Here is a 19,064-nt window from a genome sequence, read left to right on the forward strand (position 1 = left end):
TCAGGCCGTCCGCGAACTGCTTACGGAACAGATACCCAGCTGGTATCTCGTCGCCACCGAGGACCGCAACATCCCGCCGGCCGCCGAGCGGTGGATGGCCAAGCGCGCCCGCGCTCATACCGTCACCGTGCGCGCACCCCATGCAGTGTCAGTGAGCGATCCCGGGCCCGTCACCGACCTGATCCTGCGCGCGGTTCGTTCCGTGCGCTCCGGACACTGACAGCCCCAGCCCCAGCCCCAGCTCCAGCCCGACGACGGACGGCCACGTGGTCCGGTCTTCCGGCCGCGCGGCGTCCCTCGTCCTCCCGATCGAAGAAGAGACAGCAGAAAGAAGAGAAAGCAGAAAGAAGAGAAAGCAGAAAGAAGACGCATGCCCAAGCTCCTGTCGAAGACACACACCGGCCTCCTCGCCTCCGCCCTCGCAGCCGTCCTTGCCCTGACCCCGACCGCAGCGAACGCCGCCCCTGGAGCGGACGTGCGTTTCGTGGCCCACCTGGACATCGCAGCCGGACAGCGGCCCGAGAACATCACCCTGGAACCGGGCGGCAGCGCCGTCGTCACCTTCGCGTTCAGCCGCCAGATCGCCCGCATCAGCCCCACCGGCGAGGTGCGCATCCTCGCCACCCTGCCTCAGCCCCCGGCCGGCTCCACGACCCCCGTCCTTTCCTCCCCCTTCCTCGGCGGGATCGTCCGCACCCATGACGAAACCCTGTACTTCCTCTACGCCACGGGAAGCAGCGATCTGACCGGCCTCTGGCGCCTGCGCCCGGGTGGCACCCCGCAGCGCATCGCCGCGCTCCCCGCCGACGGCCTGCCCAACGGCCTCGCCCTCGACCAGCACGGACACCAGCTGTACATCGCCGACTCGGTCCTCGGGACGGTCTGGCGCGTACCGGTCGGCGGAGGTACCCCGACCCGGTGGGCCGCCGCACCCGAACTGGCCGCCGACGGGTTCCTCGGCGCCAACGGCATCAAGATCCACCGCGGCGCGGTATGGGTGTCCAACCTCGACAAGGGGACCGTGCTCCGTATCCCGGTCACCCGACACGGCGACGCCGGGCCGGTCCAGACCCGCGCTTCCGGCCTGGTCGACATCGACGACTTCGCCTTCACCGGCCACGGCGACACGCTCCTGGCGGCAATCAACGCGGACAACGAAATCGCCTTGGTCAAGCCCGGCGGTCAGCACAAGGTCGTGCTCACCGGCGCCGACGGCCTGGAGAACCCGACCTCGCTCGCCGTACGCGGCACCACCGCCTACATCGCCAGCGGCGCCTACGTCACCGACAACGACCCCAACCTTCTCGCCGCCCGCATCAACCCGGGCAGGTGAGTCGGCCCGAGTCGCCCGCCCGAGACCGCCGCCCTCACGAAAGGACATCTCCATGACACAGCCCGCCACGGACCCGGCGCCCCTTGTACCGGACGAGTTCACACCCGAGAAATTCGAGGTCGTTCCGGCCCGGACCTTCGAGGATCTGCGCGTGGGCGAGGTCTTCCGGGCGCCCAGCCGCACCCTGACCGACGCACATGCCGCAGCCTTCCAGACGGTCTCCGCCGACAACCACCCGGTGCACTACGACGCCGAGTGGGCGCGCAGGCACGGCCATTCGGCACCGGTCGTCCACGGCCTGCAGGTCCTGGCCTTCACCGCCCCCGGAGCCACTCTGTTCCCGCACTTCATCGGTGAGGTGTTCATCAGCTTCCTCGAGCTGTCCTGCACCTTCCTTGCCGAAGTGCACTCCGGCGACACCCTGTATCCGGCACTCACCATCACCGAACTGCAACCACAGGGCGACAACGGTGTCGTGGTGACGGCCGCGACCATCCACAACCAGCGCGGCGAGCTCGTGTTGTCGGGGCAGCACAAGTACCTGCTACGGCGCCAGTAACCGTGCCGACTGGGCGACCAGCTCTGCCGTCAGGCACCCAACGCGGCCAGCACCGGCCGTCGTGCCGCCTCGTAACGCTCCACCAGCAGCCGGGCCACCTCCGGCGCCGCGCCCAGCACGTCCGCCAGCACGTCCGCCTCCGCCGCGCCCCGCGCGATCCGGTCCGGCAGAAATCCGGGCGCAAGGACATACGGCGCGACGGCCACCCGCTCGCAGCCCAGCGCCCTCAACTCCCGTACCGCGTCCTCGGTCCGAGGCAGTGCGGCGGAGGCGAACGCAGGTCGCACGGCGCACCAACCGGTACGCCGCCACTCCCGCGCGATTTCTGCGATCACTGCGATCGCCTCCGGGTCGGTGGACCCCGCCGAGGCCAGCACGACCCCGGTCGAGGACTTGTCGGCGGGCGTCAACCCGGCCTCGTACAGCCGCCGTTCGAGCGCGGACAGCAGCAGCGGCGACGGGCCGAGCACCTCGGCCTGCCGGATGCGCAGCCGCTGCGGTGCGTCCCGCAGCACCGCCGGGATGTCCGCCTTCGCGTGGAACGCGCGGGTCAGGAGCAACGGCAGGGCCACGACATCCCGTACGCCCTCCGCCGCCAGCGACTCCAACACCCCCTGCACGGACGGGATGTTGAAGTCCAGGAAGCCCGTCTCCACCCGTACGTCCGGGCGCAGCGCACGCACCCGGCGGACGAGGGCGTGCACCGTCGCGGCGTGCCGCGGATCGCGGCTGCCGTGGGCGATGACGAGGAGAACCGGCTTCCTGTGCACGGGACTTACCCCTTCACCAGCAGACCGCGGCTGCGCAGCACCCACCGCTCCAGCGGGCTGAAGATCAGCAGGTCGATCGCGATACCGACGAACAGGATGAGCAGGATCGCCAGGAACACCGTCGACATGCTGCTGTTGGTGCGGCCCACCTCCAGGAGCTGGCCGAGGCCGACGCCCAGGTCGGGTGCGTGCGCGATGATCTCCGCGGCCATCAGCGAGCGCCAGGAGAACGCCCAGCCCTGCTTCAGACCCGCCACATAGCCGGGCAGCGCCGCCGGCATCACGATGTGCCGGATGCCCTGGAGGCCGGTGGCCCCCAGCGTGCGGCCCGCCCGCAGGAACAGTGGCGGCACCTGGTCGACGCCGGACACCAGCCCGTTGGCGATGGACGGCACCGCGCCGAGCAGGATCACCGCGTACATCATCTCGGGCTCCAGGCCCAGCCAGATCACGGCGGCCGGCACCCACGCCACCGACGGCAGCGACTGCAGACCGGACAGGATCGGGCCGATCGCTGCCCGCACGAACTTCACCCGCGCCACCACCAGACCGAGCGGGGTGCCGATGAGCAGGGCGAGCGCGAAGCCGAACAGGCCGCGCGAGACGCTCGTCCAGATGTACTCGAGCAGTGTGCCCTTCAGCCACGCGTCCTTGGCCTCGGCCCACACGTCCCCGGGGGACGGCAGCTTCGACGGGTCGTCGACGATGTTCAGGGTGATCAGGCCCTGCCAGATCACCACGACCAGGAGGATCGCGGTGATCGGCGGCAGGATCTTCTCCCGGAAGGTCTGCCGGAACGGCGGCCGGCCCGTGACCTGGGTGTCCAGTGCGTCGAGGCCCGCCTCTACGCTCCCGATGTCCTGGACCGGTGTCGTGTCAGTGCTGGCCATGTCGGCGGATCTCCCCCCGCAGTTCTTCGGTGATCTCGATGGACAGTTCCGCCACCGGAGCGTCCTCGATGCGGCGCGGCTGCGGAATGCCGACCGTCCACTCACGGGCGATCCGGCCCGGCCGGGAGGACAGCAGGATGACGCGCTGGGCGAGGCGCACGGCCTCGCGCACGTTGTGCGTGACGAAGAGAACGGACAGGCCGGTCTCCTCCCAGATCCGCGTCAGCTCCTCGTGCAGCACATCGCGGGTGATGGCGTCGAGCGCCGCGAAGGGCTCGTCCATCAGCAGCAGCCTGCTCTCCTGGGCGAGCGCGCGGGCCAGCGCCACCCGCTGGCGCATACCGCCGGACAGCTCGTGCACCCGCTTGCCGTACGCACCCTTCAGGCGGACGAGTTCGAGCAGCGAGTCGGCCTTCTCGCGCCGCTCGTTCTTCGGAACCCCCCTGAGCTTCAGGGCGAGTTCGATGTTCTTGCCCGCGGTCAGCCACGGGAACAGGGCGTGCTCCTGGAACATCAGCGCCGGACGCCCGTCCGTCGTGATGGAGCCCGCGCTCGGCTCGTCCAGTCCGGCCACCAGGTTCAGCAGCGTGGACTTGCCGCAGCCCGAGGCCCCCAGGAGGGTGACGAACTCGCCGGGCGCGACATCGATGCTGATGTCGTCCAGCACGAGCTGCTGTCCGGCAGGGCCCGCGAACGACTTCGAGACATGCTCGATCCGGGCGGCGTACTCGGCCGACACGGTGTCGTCGGCGGCCTTGGCGAGGGTCGTGGCCATGGTCGTCACCTCCTGGGAACTCATCGGTTCGGTCGGTCAGCTCGTGCCGAGACCGGCGGCGTCGACCGTGCTCTCGCCCGCGGCCTTGAGGATCTTGTTGAGGATCGTCAGGTCGTAGATGTCCTTCAGGTTCGGCTGCTCCAGCAGACCGGCCTTGACCGCGTGCTGCGCCTCGGTGTCGAGGGTGGCGGCCAGCGGGTCATCGGTGAACTGGATCGACTTCCACGCCGGGTCCAGCACCTCGGCCGGCAGTGCCTTGCCGGAGTCGGTCTCCAGCTGGGCGTTGGCCGCGGCCTTCGCCGCGTCCGGGTTGGCGTTGATCCACTTGTTCGCCTCGACCGAGGCCTTCAGCACCGCCTCGACGGCCTTCGGGTGCTCCTTGAGGAACTCCTGCCGCACGATGATGTTCGTGATCACGAACTTCTCGTCGGGCCACAGGGTCTTCTCGTCCAGCAGCACCTTCGCACCCTCGGCGACCAGCTTCGACGCGGTCGGCTCCGGCACCCAGGCGCCGTCGATGGAGCCGGACTTGTAGGCGTCCGGGACGACCGAGTTCTCGGTGCGGATCACCGAGACATCGCCCTTGCCGCTCTCCGCGTCGACCTTCCAGCCCTGCTCGGCGATCCAGTTGAGCAGCGCCACGTCCTGCGTGTTGCCCAGCTGCGGGGTGGCGATCTTCTTGCCCTTGACGTCCTTCAGGGACTTGATCTTGTCCGGGTTCACCACGAGCTTCACGCCGCCGGACGCCGAACCGCCGATGATCTTCAGGTTCTTGCCGGCGGACTTGGTGTAGCCGTTGATCGCGGGGGAGGGACCGATCCAGCCGATGTCGATGGAACCGGCGTTCAGCGCCTCGATCTCGGAGGGCCCGGCATTGAAGATCGAGTACTGCGCCTTGGTGGCGCCGAGCTCCTTCTGGAAGTAGCCCTTGTTCACACCGACCAGCGCGGTGCCGTGCGTCAGGTTCCCGAAGTAACCGATCTTGACGGAGTCCAGCCCATCGATCTTCTCGGCCCCGGCGGCGACCTTGGCGGTGTCGTCGTCCTTGGCCTCGGAGCCGTAGCCGCAGGCGGCCAGGGTGAGAAGGGGAAGCGCGGCTATGACCGCGAAGGTGCGGCGGAAGGCGTGTGCTGCAGGCACGGGAGGTGTTCCTCTCGGAGGCCCGGCGGTCACGGTCTCTCAGGTCGTGGCCGGGAGGTCGGCAGGTCTGCGTCTACGGCGGTGGGGGGTGAGGGCGCGCATGCGGTGCGCGTACGTCAAAGCGCACATCGCGCCACTCCGCCCTGCCCGCTGCCGAGCGCGCCGCTGCCGACGCGGCCGCCCTCCTTCGCGAACGTGGAGAAGTAGTCGGTGGAGTTCATGTCAGAAGTCCCACCCGTCGTCCTCGGCCTCGTCCCTGACCGGCTCCGGGGACGCGAACGACTCGCCGACCATGCCCGCGGTGAGCGTGGTGCCGTCGTTCGGGTCGATCAGGATGAAGGAGCCGGTGCGCCGGGAGTCGGCGTAGGAGTCCACCGGCAGCGGTTCCGCGGTGCGGATCTTCACGCGGCCGATGTCGTTGGCGACGAGCTGTCCCGGGTGCGGGTGCAGGGACAGGTCGTCGAGCGTGAGACGGGACGGGATGTCCTTGACGATTGCCTTCACCGTGCGGGTGCCGTGCTTGAGCAGTACCCGATGGCCGACGGTCAGCGGCGCGTCGGCCACATGGCAGACGGTCGCCTCGATGTCCTGGGTGGTCGGCGGGGCGTCCTTGCTGGGCACGATGAGGTCGCCGCGCGAGATGTCGATGTCGTCCTCCAGGAGGACGGTCACCGACTGGGTGGTCCAGGCGACGTCGACGGACTGGCCGAGCAGGTCGATGCCGGCGATCTTCGAGGCGTGCCCCGAGGGCAGCACGGTGACCGCCTCGCCGACGCGGAAGGAACCGGCGGCGATCTGACCGGCGTACCCCCGGTAGTCGGGGTGCTCGGCGGTCTGCGGGCGGATCACGTACTGCACGGGAAGGCGGGCGTGGCAGTGGCTCAGGTCGTGGGTGACCGGGACCGTCTCCAGGTGCTCCAGGACGGTCGGGCCGCCGTACCAGTCCATGTTGGCGGACGGCTCCACCACGTTGTCACCGGCGAGCGCCGAGATCGGGATCGCGGTGACCTCGGGGACGCCCAGCTCGGTCGCGTACGCCGTGAACTCCTCGGCGATCGCGGCGAAGACGGACTCCTGGTAGTCGACGAGGTCCATCTTGTTGACCGCGAGCACCACGTGCGGCACCCGCAGCAGCGCCGCGAGGGCGGCGTGCCGGCGGGTCTGCTCGACGACGCCGTTGCGGGCGTCGATGAGGATCACCGTCAGCTCGGCCGTGGAGGCACCCGTCACCATGTTGCGGGTGTACTGCACATGCCCCGGGGTGTCCGCGAGGATGAACCGCCGCTTGGCGGTGGCGAAGTAGCGGTACGCCACGTCGATCGTGATGCCCTGCTCCCGCTCGGCCCGCAGACCGTCGGTGAGCAGCGCGAGATCGGGACCTTCCTGGCCGCGCGCGGTCGAGGCGCGCTCCACGGCCTCCAGCTGGTCGGTGAGGACCGACTTGGAGTCGTGCAGCAGCCGACCCACCAGCGTGGACTTGCCGTCGTCGACGGAGCCCGCGGTGGCGAACCGCAGCAGGGTCGTGGCCGAGAGCGCCTCGGAAGTCGTCGTGCTCATGCTTAGAAGTACCCCTCGCGCTTACGGTCTTCCATCGCGGCCTCGGACATCTTGTCGTCGGCGCGGGTGGCGCCCCGCTCGGTCAGCCGGGACGCGGCGATCTCGGCGATGACGTCGTCCAGCGTCACCGCGTCCGAGTCGACGGCACCGGTGCAGGACATGTCACCGACGGTCCGGTAGCGCACGAGCCGCTTCTCGACGGTCTCGCCGTCCTTCGGGCCGCCCCACTCGCCGCCGGTCAGCCACATGCCGTTGCGCGAGAAGACCTCACGCTCGTGCGCGAAGTAGATCTCCGGCAGTTCGATGCCCTCGCGGGCGATGTACTGCCAGACGTCCAGCTCGGTCCAGTTGGACAGCGGGAACACGCGGACGTGCTCGCCGGGAGCGTGGCGGCCGTTGTAGAGGTTCCACAGCTCGGGCCGCTGCCTGCGCGGGTCCCACTGCGAGAACTCGTCCCGCAGCGAGAACACCCGCTCCTTGGCCCGGGCCTTCTCCTCGTCACGCCGCCCGCCGCCGAAGACCGCGTCGAACTTCTCCGCCTGGATCTTCTCGGTCAGCGGGAGGGTCTGGAGCGGGTTGCGGGTCCCGTCCGGACGCTCCTTGAGCACACCGCGGTCGATGTAGTCCTGCACGGAGGCCACATGGAGCCGCAGCCCGTGCTTGGCCACCGCACGGTCGCGGTACTCAAGCACCTCGGGGAAGTTGTGCCCGGTGTCCACGTGCAGCAGCGAGAACGGAACGGCGGCCGGCGCGAACGCCTTCAGCGCCAGATGCAGCATGACGATCGAGTCCTTGCCGCCGGAGAACAGGATCACCGGCCGCTCGAACTCACCCGCCACCTCACGGAAGATGTGGACCGCCTCGGACTCCAGCGCGTCCAGGTGCGAGAGCGCGTACGGGGCGTCCGTGCCCTCATCGCCCCCCTTGACCTTCGCAACGGTCGTCGTCATGCCAGTCCCCTCTCGGTGAGCAGCGCGTGGACAGCCGCGGCGGACTCCTGGACGGTCTGGTCCTGCGACTCGATCCGCAGGTCGGGCGCCTCGGGCGCCTCGTACGGGTCGTCGACACCGGTCAGCCCGGTCAGCTCGCCCGCGGCCTGCTTGGCGTACAGACCCTTCACATCGCGTACGGAGCACACCTCGACCGGAGTCGCCACGTGGATCTCCAGATACGCGGCCCCGCCCTCCTGGTGGCGCTTGCGCACCGCCTCACGGCTGTCGGCGTAGGGCGCGATCACCGGGACGAGCGCCTTGACGCCGTTGCGGGCGAGCAGTTCCGCGACGAAGCCGATGCGCTGCACGTTCGTGTGCCGGTCCTCGCGGCTGAAGCCGAGGCCCGCGGAGATGAACTCGCGGATCTCGTCGCCGTCGAGCACCTCGACGAGGTGGCCCTCCTCGCGCAGCCGGCCGGCCAGCTCGTACGCGATGGTGGTCTTGCCGGCACTCGGCAGACCCGTGAGCCAGACGGTGGCTCCGGTCGTCACGTGCAACTCCTTCTCGATGGTGGTCATCCGTGCAGACCGCACTCGGTCTTGGCGCGCCCGGCCCAGCGTCCGGCGCGCGCGTCCTCGCCCTCCAGGACCCGGCGGGTGCAGGGGGCGCAGCCGACGGAGGCGTAGCCGTCCATCAGCAACGGGTTGGTCAGGACGCCGTGTTCGGCGACGTACGCGTCCACGTCGTCCTGGGTCCAGCGGGCGATCGGGGAGACCTTGACCTTCTGGCGCTTCTCGTCCCAGCCGACGACCGGGGTGTTCGCGCGGGTCGGGGACTCGTCGCGGCGCAGCCCGGTCGCCCAGGCCAGGTAGTCGGTCAGCCCCTGCTCCAGCGGCTGGACCTTGCGCAGCTTGCAGCACAGGTCCGGGTCGCGGTCGTGCAGCCTGGGGCCGTACTCCGCGTCCTGCTCGGCGACCGTCTGGCGCGGGGTGAGCGTGATGACGTTGACGTCCATCACGGCCTCCACCGCGTCCCGGGTGCCGATGGTCTCCGGGAAGTGGTAGCCGGTGTCGAGGAACACCACGTCCACGCCCTTCATGGCACGGGACGCGAGGTGCGCGACGACCGCGTCCTCCATGGAGGAGGTCACGCAGAAACGCTTGCCGAAGGTGTCGACGGCCCACTGGAGGATCTCCAGGGCGGAGGCGTCCTCCAGGTCACGGCCCGCCTGCTCGGCGAGCGCCTTGAGCTCGTCGGTCGTCCGTTCTTCCTGAACCGCGGTCATATCTCGTCTCCCGCTGCGTCATTGGGCTGAAGGCCCCGGGCGAGCAGCCCGAGGAACTTCAGCTGGAATGCGCGGTTGCACGCCGCGCATTCCCAAGCGCCGTGACCCTGCTCGGACGGGCGCAGGTCCTCGTCGCCGCAGTAGGGGCAGTAGAAGGGGGCGGCCCGCTCGCTCACGACAGTGACTCCTCACTGGCCCGCGAGGCCCAGGCGGCGAACCGCTCGCCCTCCTCGCGCTCGGCCCGGAACCGCTTCAGGACCCGCTCGACGTAGTCGGGCAGCTCCTCGGAGGTGACCTTCAGACCACGCACCTTGCGGCCGAAACCGGCCTCCAGACCGAGAGCGCCACCGAGGTGCACCTGGAATCCCTCGACCTGCTCGCCCTGGTCGTTGAGGACCAGCTGGCCCTTGAGACCGATGTCCGCGACCTGGATACGGGCGCAGGCGTTCGGGCAGCCGTTGATGTTGATGGTGAGCGGCTCGTCGAAGTCCGGGATGCGGCGCTCCAGCTCGTCGATGAGCGTGGCGCCGCGCTGCTTGGTCTCGACGATGGCGAGCTTGCAGTACTCGATGCCGGTGCAGGCCATGGTGCCGCGCCGGAAGGGGGACGGCTTGGCGGTCAGGTCCAGGGCCTGGAGGGCCTCGACCAGCGGCTCGACCTGCGACTCCTCGACATCGAGGATGATCATCTTCTGTTCGACGGTGGTACGCACCCGGCCCGAGCCGTGTGCCTCCGCGACCTCGGCGATCTTCGTGAGCGTGGCACCGTCGACGCGGCCGACGCGCGGGGCGAACCCGACGTAGAAACGGCCGTCCTTCTGGCGGTGGACGCCGACGTGGTCGCGCCAGCGGGAGGTGGGCTCGGCGGGCGCGGGGCCGTCGACGAGCTTGTGCCCCAGGTAGTCGTCCTCCAGGACCTGGCGGAACTTCTCCGGGCCCCAGTCGGCGACGAGGAACTTCAGACGGGCGCGGGTGCGCAGGCGGCGGTAGCCCCAGTCGCGGAAGATGCCGATGACACCGGCCCAGACGTCCGGGACCTCCTCCAGCGGCACCCAGGCGCCGAGGCGGACGCCGATCTTGGGGTTCGTGGACAGACCGCCACCGACCCACACGTCGAATCCGGGGCCGTGCTCGGGGTGCTCCACGCCGACGAACGCGATGTCGTTGATCTCGTGGACGACGTCCAGGAGCGGGGAGCCGGAGATCGCCGTCTTGAACTTGCGCGGCAGGTTGGAGAACTCCTTGCTGCCGATGTAGCGCTCGTGGATCTCGTCGATGGCCCAGCTGCCGTCGATGATCTCGTCCTCGGCGATGCCGGCCACGGGGGAGCCGATGACCACGCGGGGCGTGTCACCGCAGGCCTCGGTGGTGGACAGGCCGACCGCCTCCAGGCGGTTCCAGATCTCCGGCACGTCCTCGATGCGGATCCAGTGCAGCTGGATGTTCTGCCGGTCGGTGATGTCCGCGCTGCCCCGCGCGAACTCCTCGGAGATCTCGCCGATCACCCGCAGCTGCCGGGTGGTGAGGCGTCCGCCGTCGATCCGCACCCGCAGCATGAAGTACTTGTCGTCCAGCTCCTCCGGCTCCAGGATCGCGGTCTTGCCGCCGTCGATCCCGGGCTTGCGCTGGGTGTACAGGCCCCACCAGCGCATACGGCCGCGCAGGTCGTTGGGGTCGATCGAGTCGAACCCGCGCTTGGAGTAGATCGTCTCAATGCGTGTCCGCACATTGAGACCGTCGTCGTCCTTCTTGAACTGCTCGTTGCCGTTGAGCGGGGTGTGGTGCCCCGCGGCCCACTGGCCCTCACCGCGGTGACGGCTCACCTTGCGGCGGGGAGTCGCGGCGGCAGGCTTCTGCGGGGTGGCGGCCATGGTTGTTACGTCCTTCGGGACAGACGGGGAAAGCGGCTCTGACCTGCGCGTACGGGCGCATGGAAATAGGTGCGCCTCATTGCGCGGGGGAAAGCGGAGAGTCAGGAGATGTCGGGCGGCTGCGGCCCCGTGGCCGGAGGCCACTGATGGATGCTTAGCGCGCCGGACAGATGGCGCTGGACATGCGGCCGAGGTCGACATGCCGCCGACTCACCAAGGCAATTCCAGTTCCAGACATGACGGAAGCGTGTCACGGCGATCTGGACACAGTCCAGCTTCGTCCATCATGCGGACACCCTTGTCCCGAAGAGTGAGACAAGGGTGTCGTCGATCACACACCGCGCGAGGACTCTTGTCCGCGCAGGTCAGACGCGGTATGCCCCCGGCCAGGGCCCCGGTGCGGCCACGTCGGGCTGCTCCTCGACCTTGGTGTCGAAGAGCTTGAAGCCCCGGCGCTGGTAGTTGTCCATGGCGTGCTCCCCGTCCAGGCTGCACGTATGCAACCAGACCCGCTTGGTGGGGGCGAGCCCCGGCCAGCGGTCGGCGAGGTCCCAGGCGCGGGCGGCGCCGTACGACAGCAGGTGCCCGCCGATGCGGCGGCCCCGGAAGGCCGGGAGGAGGCCGAAGTAGACGATCTCCACGACCCCGTCGTCCTGCGGCTCCAGCTCCACATAGCCCGCGGGGGTGCCGCGGTCATGGGCGACCCAGGTCTCCACGCCGGGCCGGCCCAGGTGCTCCTCCCACTGCGCGTAGGTCCAGCCGAGCCGGTCGGTCCAGCGGATGTCACCGCCGACGGAGGCGTAGAGGAAGCGGCTGAACTCGGGGGAGGGGACCTCGGCGCGGACGATCCTGACGTCGCCGTCCGGCGCGGCGGCCGGGAGGGCGTCCGTCGGGGCGGTCTGCTCCAGGGACCAGGTGGTCACGGGGATGTTGGCCATGCCTGCCAGGGAACCATCCGGCCCGATGATCTGTCGAACGGCTCCTGAACCCCGGGACGGTACCTAGCCCAGGGCCCTGTTCACCGACGCCAGCGGCAGCGCGAACAGCACCCGGCCCGACTGGGACCAGAGCTCTCCCGTCGACTCCCAGTAGGACAGCGACTCCGACGCCGTGCTCCAGCACTGGTGGCTCTCGTCCGTGCCGCACTGCGTGGCCGCCGCTCCGGTCGCGTTCTGGCGCCACAGCGTGCCGTGGTCCCCGTCCGTGTCAGGGGAGCGGCCCAGGTACCAGTCGGAGCGGTACGACAGCACGGGGCCGACGCCCGCCGTCTTCGTCTCGTACGCCTCGTTCACGCGCGCGTACCCGGCGGGGTCCGTGGCGAGGAGTCCCGCGCGGTCGGAGGTGGTGCCGAGGTCGTAGCGCCAGAGCCGGACGGCGCGGTCGGCGTCGGCGGAGACCCATTCGCTCGCGACGAGACTGTCGGGGGAGGTGCTGCGGTCGAGGGAGATGTAGTCGGGGTGCGCGGCCGCCTCGCCCCCGGCGAGGGTGTAGCTGCCGACCGCGGGCAGGACCCACCGGTAGCCGTGTCCCGCCCAGCCGCCGCCGGCCACGCGGCCGACGGCGGGGCTGTCGACCGTGGTGCGCTGGACGCGGTCCATGTCGTACACGTACAGGCCCTCGGCGGCGGTCACCAGCAGCTTGTCCTGGTACCAGACCATGCCGGAGACCTGGGAGTCGAGGGCGCGGTAGTCGCGGCCGCCGTCGACCGGGACGGTGAGCAGGACCCAGGAGTAGGTGAGCCGGTCCATGTCGCCCGCGTCGATGAACGCCACCCGGGCCAGATCGTGGGAGCCCTGCGACCAGGCCGAGAGGATCACCCGGTTCGCACCCCACAGGCCGTCGTCGTCGGCGTCGCCCGAGGTGGTGACCGCGCCGGCCCGCCAGGAGCGGGTGTCGGCGGCGTCCCAGCAGTACGCGCGCGTGGCGGCCGGCTCGGCGGGCAGCGCCCGGCGCTCGGCGGCCGAGCAGTCGGCGGCGGAACGCAGGGTGCGGTCGGCGCTCGCGAGCACGTCGCTCACCCCGGCCGGCTCGCCCATCGCGTCGGCCAGCCGGTCGAGATCCCGCTGCGGCTGAAGGTGCTCCCGCAGCTCGAGGGCGTCGGTCTCGGCGGCCGAGGCGAGCGGCCTGAGAGCACCGGGATCCGAGGCGACCGTGGCCTGGGAGGCGCTGATCATGGTCGCGGCGGCGGTCAGCGCGAGGGCGGTCCCGGCCAGGAACGCGCGCAGCGCCTTGCCCTGCCTGCGCCTGCGGTGTCTGCCGCGATGCTTCATTCCGTACCTCCCGAGGCGGGCCAACTGCGCTTGGTGATCCGTGCGTTGACCAAGGAGCAGGTGGGGTGGCCCGTAGAGGGATGCTACGGCAGTAAGGCGCCCACGGTGACGAAGACCCTGCAAATATGCGGAAGATGCCGCAGTCGGGTGCTTCAGGGAGCCTGCGCGGACAACCGTTTGCCGGTCACCGCGGGGGCCGTCGAGTGCGGCAGCAGGTCCCGTGGGTCCTCCGGGAACAGCACCGAGACCTCCACGGCCTCGGAGAAGCGGTACGGCCGGTGTTCCAGCAGGCCGCCGAGGTAGCGGCGGATCCGGGACAGCTCCGCGCGCACCGTCACCCGGCGGGCCGGATCGGCGAAGACGTCCTCGGCCAGCTCCGCCGCGCTGCGCCCGGAGCGGTGCACCGCCAGCAGATACAGCAACTCGGCGTGCCGGGGACTCAGTTCATGGCTCCACGATCCGACGCCCCCGGACACCGTCACCGACCAGCGGCGCGGCTGCGACAGATCGAGGACGATCCGCGTGGCCCCCGGCGGTCCCTGCTCCGCCGCGGCCCGCACCAGCCAGCCCTCGGCCAGTGGCTCCACCGTGCACAGCCCCAGCGTCGGCAGCCACCTCCGGCCCGCCGACAACGACTTGGGCAGCGCGACCCGGCTCTGGTACGGCATCCCGGTCACCGCCGCGGTCCAGCCGTCCCCGTCCACCACCAGAGCCCGCCCGCCGAGTCGCGCCAGCACCGGCGCCGCCACCGCCCGCAGCTGCCCCAGCGCGACATGGTGCAGCTCCCGCAGCCGGGCCTCGGCCAGCTTGGCCACCGAGTCGACCCAGGCGAGCGTCGCCGGATGCATCGTCTCCAGCGGCCCGCTCACATCCACGACGCCGATCAGCCGGCCGTCCCTGGGGTCCGTGATCGGCGCCCCGGTACAGGTCCAGGAGGTCTGCGAGCGGACGAAGTGCTCGGCGGCGAAGACCTGCACGGGCCGCCGCTCCACCACCGGCGTACCGATGCCGTTCGTCCCGACGACGTCCTCCCGCCAGTCGGCACCGAGCTCGAACCCGGTCCCGTCGGCCTTGCGCAGCACCGGGTTGCTGCCCTCCCGCCACAGCACCCGGCCCTCCTCGTCGGCGACCACCATGATGTGGTGGGCGACGTCCGCGACGGACAGCAGCCCCTGGCGCAGCACCGGCAGCACATGCCGCAGCTCCGAGGTCTCCCGGCGCCGCTGCACCTCCTCCCGGGACAGCAGTCCGGTCCGGAAGTCGTGGTCCGGATCGACCCCGCCGCGCAGCATCCGCCCCCAGGACTGCTCGATCACCGGACGGGGTGCGACCGGCGTCCGCTGCCCGGAGAGCGTGGCGGAACGCACATCGCTGAGCACCCGCGCCGCGCGTGCCGCGTCCACGGCGGCGAGCTGGGTGACATCCGTCGGCGAGAGCGCCACTAGGTCCTCCCGGATGAGCTGCTTCGGGCAACCGGTTTCCCGTCGCCTTTCGGCCACGTGTGCGAAGTCGGTCCTGACTGTCTGTCTCATAGTGCCTTCAGCCCCTCGCGGAGGGACACACTCCGGCCACAGTCACCAGCAAGTTGCAACCCCCTGCAACCCTGGTGGACAGCCTTGCCCTGATTGAAACTTGACCTAACGCCGTCCCGAGCGGCGTTCGCGCCCTTGAACGGGCCACAGCGAGGGTGGTGCCGTGTCGGCGCAGCACCACCCTCGCACTCTCTTCCGTGCAGGTCAGAGCGGTGGGCGGGCCCGCTCCACCACGGACGCCAGATCCAGGCTCGACGGTAGCGTCCCGAAGGCCGCACCCCCGTCGCCGCCCAGCCGGGACGCACAGAACGCGTCAGCGACCTCCGCGGGCGCGTACCGGACGAGGAGCGCGCCCTGGAGGACCAGGGCGAGCCGCTCCGTCAGCCGCCGGGCCCGCCCCTCGATCCCGTCCAGATCGGCCAGTTCCGTCAGCAGGTCCTTGATCGCGCCGTCGAGGCGGTGGTCGGCGCCGCGGGCCCGGCCGACCTCCCGGAGATAGGCGTCGAGCGCCAGTGGCTCGCGCTGCAGGGCCCGGAGCACGTCCAGCGCCTGGACATTGCCGGCGCCCTCCCAGATCGAGTTCAGCGGGGACTCCCGGACGAGCCTCGGCAGCCCCGACTCCTCGACGTAGCCGTTGCCGCCCAGACATTCCGCCGCCTCGGCCGTCATCGGCGTACACCGCTTGGTCACCCAGTACTTGGCCGCCGGCACCGCGATCCGCAGGAACGCCCGCTCCTGCTCCCCGCCGTCGTCGTAGGCCGCCGCGAGACGCAGCGCGAGGGTGGTCGCCGCCTCGGACTCCAGGGCGAGATCGGCCAGGACGTTGCGCATCAGCGGCTTGTCGATCAGCCGTCCGCCGAACGCCTCGCGGTAGGTGCAGTGGTGGATCGCCTGCGTCACGGCCTGCCGCATCAGGCCCGCCGAGCCGAGGACGCAGTCCAGGCGGGTCGCCGCGACCATCTCGATGATGGTCCGCACCCCGCGGCCCTCGTCGCCGACCCGCTGCGCCCACGTGGCGTCGAACTCGACCTCGGCGGAGGCGTTGGAGCGGTTGCCGAGCTTGTCCTTCAGGCGCTGGATGTGGAAGGGGTTGCGGGTGCCGTCCGCCAGGACCCGCGGGACGAGGAAGCAGGTGAGGCCGTCGGGGGCCTGGGCGAGGACCAGGAAGCCGTCCGACATGGGGGCCGAGCAGAACCACTTGTGGCCGGTCAGCCCGTACGTGCCGGCCTCGGCGAGGGGGGTGGCCCGGGTCGTGCCCGCGCGTACGTCGCTGCCGCCCTGTTTCTCCGTCATCGCCATGCCGAACAGGGCGCCGGCCTTGTGGTGCGCGGGGCGCAGCTCACGGTCGTACACCATCGAGGTCAGTCGGGGTTCCCATACCTCGGCCAGCGCGGGTTCCGTGCGCAGGGCGGGGACGGCGGCGTGGGTCATCGACAGGGGGCAGAGGTTGCCCGCGTCGACCTGGGTCCAGATCAGGAACGCGGCGGCTCGCCGGACATGGCCCGCGGGGCGGTTCCAGGCGGCGGTCAGGCCCGCGGAGACGCCCTTGCCGAGGAGGCGGTGCCAGGCGGGGTGGAAGTCGACCTCGTCGATGCGGTGGCCGTAGCGGTCATGGGTGCGCAGGGTGGGCGGGTTCTCGTTGGCCTGGGCGCCCCATTCCTGGACCTGGGCGGAGCCGGAGGTCTTGCCCAGGGCCGAGAGTTCGCCGTGGACTTCGTCCAGGAGGCCGGGGTCCGTGTGGCGTTCCACGGCCGCCACCAGGGCTTTGTCGGCGGTGTAGACGTCGTGGCCGATCAGGGGTGGGGGCTGGTTGGTCACGGTGTGCGTGCGTCCTGCCATGTGTGGAACCTACCCGCCGTGGGGGCGTGATGTCGTTCGGCGGTCGCGCGTGCGTGGTGACTTGTCGCGCCCACGCGGCGCCAGCCGCACATCGACACGGCCCCGCGCCCCTCACAGGGGTGCTGCCATCAGGCCTCACGTGGTTCGGTCGAGCAGTCCGGCGAGGTCGGCGAGGACCGGATGGCGGGTGACGTCCTTGAGGGTGATCGCCCGGTCCAGGGCGATCGCCAGCTTCACCGCGGCCAGCGAGGTGCCGCCGCGGTCGAAGAAGTGGTCGTGGCGGCTGATCCGTTCGGCCGGGATGCCCAGCACCTCGGCCCACGCGGCGGCCAGCCGGCGCTCGCCCGGCGTACCGGGCTCGTCCGCCGAGGTGTCGAGATCCTCGGCGAGCGCGGTCAGCGTCCTGCGGTCGGTCTTGCCGTTCGCGGTCAGCGGCAGCCGCTCCCGCCAGTGCACGACGGCCGGAACCATGTACGCGGGCAGCGACGCCGCCAGCCTCTCCCGTACGACGTCGGCGGCGACCGGCGCCGGGCCGGCGCAGAACGCCACCAGCTGCGTCCCGCGTACGACGACCACCGCGCCGTCGCGGACCCCGGCCACCCGCAGCAGCGCGTTCTCGATCTCCCCGGTCTCGATGCGGAGGCCGCGGATCTTCACCTGGCCGTCCCGGCGCCCCAGGAACTCCAGCTTCCCGCCGGGCAGCCACCGCCCGTGGTCCCCGCTGCGGTACAGCCGCTCACCGGGCCGGTACGGGTCCTCGGTGAACGCCGCCTTCGTCCGCTCGGGGTCGTTGACGTACCCGCGCCCCACGCACACCCCGGAGAAGACGATCTCGCCGGGCGCGCCCAGCGGCACCGGGACGAGCTGCTCGTCGACGACGTAGATCCGCACGCCCGCGACCGGCCGTCCGAGCGGGACCCGCTCCTGGTCCGGCACCCGGTCCATGACCTCGTGGTTGGTGTCGTCCGAAGTCTCCGTCAGGCCGTAGGCGTTGACGAGCGGGATGCCGGTCCGGGTGGCGAACCAGCGCTGCACCAGCTCCTTCCTCACCGCCTCGCCGGTCACCGACACCCGCCGCAGACACGGCAGTTCCCTCGGCCGCCGCTCCAACTCGGCGAGGACCGCCTCCAGATACGATGGCACCACCTGCAGCACACTGACCCGGCCGCGTTCGACCGTGGCCAGGAACCGCGGCACGTCCAGGATCGTCTCCTGCCCGATCAGCAGGGTCCGCCCGCCGACCACCAGCGCCGACAGCAGCTGCCACAGGGAGATGCCGAAGCACTGCGGAGCCGTCTGCGCGACCACCTGGCCCGGGCCGATGTCCAGGTCCTCCAGCTTGGCGAGGACATGGTTGAGGAACCCGGCGTGCTCGCACATCGCCCCCTTGGGCTCACCGGTGGAACCGGACGTGAAGTAGATGTGGGCGAGCCGGTCCGCCGCGACGGGGACGCCGAGGTCCGTGTCGTCGTGCCCGCCGTCGTACGCGGCCGCCACGGAGTCCTTGCTCAGGATCAGGTCGTAGTCGGCGCGGGTCAGCATCGCCCTGACCCGCCCGGGCGGGAACTGCGGCTCGACCGGCAGATACACCCCGCCGGCCTTCAGGACGCCCAGTACGGCGGCCAGCCAGTCGAGGTTCCGCTCCATGATCACGGCGACCACGCCCTCGGGGCCCAGTCCATGGGCGAGCAGGGCCCGGCCGATCTGGTTCGCCCGGGAGTTGAGCTCGCCGTAGGTCCACTCGGTGTCCTCGTGGACGGCGGCCACCGTGTCCGGACGGGCCGCCGCCTGCTCCTCGAACAGCTCGTGCACCCGCCGGTCCGGGAGCTCGCGCCGCGGCCCCGCCAACTCCTCCAGCTGGAAGCGGAGTTCGGCCTCGGAGAGCAGGCTGCGCCGCACGGGTGTGGTGAGCGCGGTCAGGTGGTAGCCGGCGATCCGGGCGGCGGCCTCGCGGTCGAGGACGTCGGTGCGGTAGCGCAGGCGCAGGGTACGGCCGGTGGCGGCGACGTGCAGCACGGAGTCGTCGCGGTCGGCGGACAGGGCGGCGAGCACGCGCTCGTGTGCGGCCGCCACGGACTGCCGGTTGATCAGGAGACCTTCGGGCAGCGGGAGCTCGTACTCCGCCAGGCCCGGCCTCGGGTCCAGGGTCCACTGCGGGATCGTGTTCATGGCCTCAGCTCCTCCCCACCGCGGGATTTCCGCCCAGGGGGCAGTGAGAAATGCGTGTGAGATGTTCCGAGAGTGATGTGAGTGGTCGCAGAAAGGCGCGTCACGGCAACGCGGCAGGACCAGGACATGGTCGGTGACCTGCT

18 protein-coding genes and 1 pseudogene are annotated in these 19,064 nt (G+C 70.7%); 3 read left to right on the forward strand and 16 right to left on the reverse strand.

Annotated elements, in window-relative coordinates:
- Positions 1-25: 25 nt before the first annotated feature.
- The 3 genes and pseudogenes from PH203_RS07310 to PH203_RS07320 form a co-directional block, all read left to right on the forward strand.
- Positions 26-220, forward strand: a pseudogene (locus PH203_RS07310) (alpha/beta hydrolase); the annotation flags it as partial.
- Positions 221-370: 150 nt separating this feature from the next.
- Positions 371-1,333, forward strand: a complete 963-nt coding sequence (locus tag PH203_RS07315) for a hypothetical protein (protein ID WP_289917668.1) — start codon at positions 371-373, stop codon at positions 1,331-1,333.
- Between the two features lie 52 nt (positions 1,334-1,385).
- Complete coding sequence (locus PH203_RS07320) at positions 1,386-1,892, forward strand: MaoC family dehydratase (protein WP_289917670.1); 507 nt, start codon at positions 1,386-1,388, stop codon at positions 1,890-1,892.
- A gap of 29 nt (positions 1,893-1,921) precedes the next feature.
- Here the strand turns inward: PH203_RS07320 and PH203_RS07325 are convergent, their stop codons facing one another.
- The 16 genes from PH203_RS07325 to PH203_RS07395 form a co-directional block, all read right to left on the reverse strand.
- Positions 1,922-2,662 carry a sirohydrochlorin chelatase gene (locus PH203_RS07325; protein ID WP_289917672.1) on the reverse strand — a complete coding sequence of 247 codons (741 nt, stop codon included), beginning with the start codon at positions 2,660-2,662 and terminating at the stop codon, positions 1,922-1,924.
- A 5-nt stretch (positions 2,663-2,667) separates the two neighbouring features.
- Positions 2,668-3,552 (reverse strand): ABC transporter permease, encoded by an 885-nt coding sequence (locus PH203_RS07330; protein WP_289917673.1) that lies wholly within the window; start codon positions 3,550-3,552, stop codon positions 2,668-2,670.
- Positions 3,539-4,327, reverse strand: coding sequence for an ABC transporter ATP-binding protein (locus tag PH203_RS07335; RefSeq protein WP_289917675.1), 789 nt, complete (start codon positions 4,325-4,327; stop codon positions 3,539-3,541). The genes PH203_RS07330 and PH203_RS07335 overlap by 14 nt, the downstream gene beginning before the upstream one ends.
- 36 nt (positions 4,328-4,363) lie before the next feature.
- Positions 4,364-5,467, reverse strand: a complete 1,104-nt coding sequence (locus tag PH203_RS07340; protein WP_289917678.1) for an ABC transporter substrate-binding protein — start codon at positions 5,465-5,467, stop codon at positions 4,364-4,366.
- A 222-nt stretch (positions 5,468-5,689) separates the two neighbouring features.
- Positions 5,690-7,024: a GTP-binding protein gene (locus tag PH203_RS07345; RefSeq protein WP_289917681.1), complete on the reverse strand. Its 1,335-nt coding sequence runs from the start codon at positions 7,022-7,024 to the stop codon at positions 5,690-5,692.
- Positions 7,025-7,026: 2 nt separating this feature from the next.
- Positions 7,027-7,974: a sulfate adenylyltransferase subunit CysD gene (gene cysD / locus PH203_RS07350; protein ID WP_289917682.1), complete on the reverse strand. Its 948-nt coding sequence runs from the start codon at positions 7,972-7,974 to the stop codon at positions 7,027-7,029.
- Complete coding sequence (gene cysC / locus PH203_RS07355) at positions 7,971-8,507, reverse strand: adenylyl-sulfate kinase (protein ID WP_289917683.1); 537 nt, start codon at positions 8,505-8,507, stop codon at positions 7,971-7,973. The genes cysD and cysC overlap by 4 nt, the downstream gene beginning before the upstream one ends.
- A 23-nt stretch (positions 8,508-8,530) precedes the next feature.
- Positions 8,531-9,241, reverse strand: coding sequence for a phosphoadenylyl-sulfate reductase (locus PH203_RS07360; protein ID WP_289917685.1), 711 nt, complete (start codon positions 9,239-9,241; stop codon positions 8,531-8,533).
- Positions 9,238-9,417, reverse strand: coding sequence for a hypothetical protein (locus PH203_RS07365; protein ID WP_289917687.1), 180 nt, complete (start codon positions 9,415-9,417; stop codon positions 9,238-9,240). Before PH203_RS07365 ends, PH203_RS07360 begins: the two co-directional genes overlap by 4 nt.
- Positions 9,414-11,111, reverse strand: coding sequence for a nitrite/sulfite reductase (locus PH203_RS07370; RefSeq protein ID WP_289917689.1), 1,698 nt, complete (start codon positions 11,109-11,111; stop codon positions 9,414-9,416). Before PH203_RS07370 ends, PH203_RS07365 begins: the two co-directional genes overlap by 4 nt.
- A gap of 154 nt (positions 11,112-11,265) precedes the next feature.
- Complete coding sequence (locus tag PH203_RS49640; RefSeq protein WP_310591794.1) at positions 11,266-11,349, reverse strand: putative leader peptide; 84 nt, start codon at positions 11,347-11,349, stop codon at positions 11,266-11,268.
- A 127-nt stretch (positions 11,350-11,476) separates the two neighbouring features.
- On the reverse strand, positions 11,477-12,049 hold the full coding sequence (locus tag PH203_RS07375; protein ID WP_289917691.1) for a GNAT family N-acetyltransferase: 573 nt from the start codon (positions 12,047-12,049) through the stop codon (positions 11,477-11,479).
- Between the two features lie 63 nt (positions 12,050-12,112).
- Positions 12,113-13,381 (reverse strand): hypothetical protein, encoded by a 1,269-nt coding sequence (locus tag PH203_RS07380; RefSeq protein WP_289917693.1) that lies wholly within the window; start codon positions 13,379-13,381, stop codon positions 12,113-12,115.
- A gap of 152 nt (positions 13,382-13,533) precedes the next feature.
- Positions 13,534-14,823 carry a helix-turn-helix domain-containing protein gene (locus PH203_RS07385; RefSeq protein ID WP_289917695.1) on the reverse strand — a complete coding sequence of 430 codons (1,290 nt, stop codon included), beginning with the start codon at positions 14,821-14,823 and terminating at the stop codon, positions 13,534-13,536.
- 294 nt (positions 14,824-15,117) lie between these two features.
- On the reverse strand, positions 15,118-16,752 hold the full coding sequence (locus PH203_RS07390; protein ID WP_289917697.1) for an acyl-CoA dehydrogenase family protein: 1,635 nt from the start codon (positions 16,750-16,752) through the stop codon (positions 15,118-15,120).
- A 135-nt stretch (positions 16,753-16,887) separates the two neighbouring features.
- The gene (locus PH203_RS07395; RefSeq protein WP_289917699.1) at positions 16,888-18,921 is read right to left on the reverse strand and encodes a non-ribosomal peptide synthetase; all 2,034 of its coding nucleotides are present in this window, start codon (positions 18,919-18,921) and stop codon (positions 16,888-16,890) included.
- Between the last annotated feature and the right edge of the window lie 143 nt (positions 18,922-19,064).

Origin of the sequence: Streptomyces sp. S.PB5, assembly GCF_030403745.1 — a bacterium.
Taxonomy (GTDB): Bacteria; Actinomycetota; Actinomycetes; order Streptomycetales; family Streptomycetaceae; genus Streptomyces.

Bases quoted from the DNA above. Each gene is read 5' to 3' on its own strand.
- PH203_RS07315 (WP_289917668.1), top strand. From the start codon at position 371: ATGCCCAAGCTCCTGTCGAAGACACACACCGGCCTCCTCGCCTCCGCC.
- PH203_RS07320 (WP_289917670.1), top strand. From the start codon at position 1,386: ATGACACAGCCCGCCACGGACCCGGCGCCCCTTGTACCGGACGAGTTC.
- PH203_RS07330 (WP_289917673.1), bottom strand. From the start codon at position 3,552: ATGGCCAGCACTGACACGACACCGGTCCAGGACATCGGGAGCGTAGAG.
- PH203_RS07335 (WP_289917675.1), bottom strand. From the start codon at position 4,327: ATGGCCACGACCCTCGCCAAGGCCGCCGACGACACCGTGTCGGCCGAG.
- PH203_RS07345 (WP_289917681.1), bottom strand. From the start codon at position 7,024: ATGAGCACGACGACTTCCGAGGCGCTCTCGGCCACGACCCTGCTGCGG.
- cysD (WP_289917682.1), bottom strand. From the start codon at position 7,974: ATGACGACGACCGTTGCGAAGGTCAAGGGGGGCGATGAGGGCACGGAC.
- PH203_RS07360 (WP_289917685.1), bottom strand. From the start codon at position 9,241: ATGACCGCGGTTCAGGAAGAACGGACGACCGACGAGCTCAAGGCGCTC.
- PH203_RS07370 (WP_289917689.1), bottom strand. From the start codon at position 11,111: ATGGCCGCCACCCCGCAGAAGCCTGCCGCCGCGACTCCCCGCCGCAAG.
- PH203_RS49640 (WP_310591794.1), bottom strand. From the start codon at position 11,349: ATGTCTGGAACTGGAATTGCCTTGGTGAGTCGGCGGCATGTCGACCTC.
- PH203_RS07375 (WP_289917691.1), bottom strand. From the start codon at position 12,049: ATGGCCAACATCCCCGTGACCACCTGGTCCCTGGAGCAGACCGCCCCG.
- PH203_RS07380 (WP_289917693.1), bottom strand. From the start codon at position 13,381: ATGAAGCATCGCGGCAGACACCGCAGGCGCAGGCAGGGCAAGGCGCTG.
- PH203_RS07390 (WP_289917697.1), bottom strand. From the start codon at position 16,752: ATGGCAGGACGCACGCACACCGTGACCAACCAGCCCCCACCCCTGATC.
- PH203_RS07395 (WP_289917699.1), bottom strand. From the start codon at position 18,921: ATGAACACGATCCCGCAGTGGACCCTGGACCCGAGGCCGGGCCTGGCG.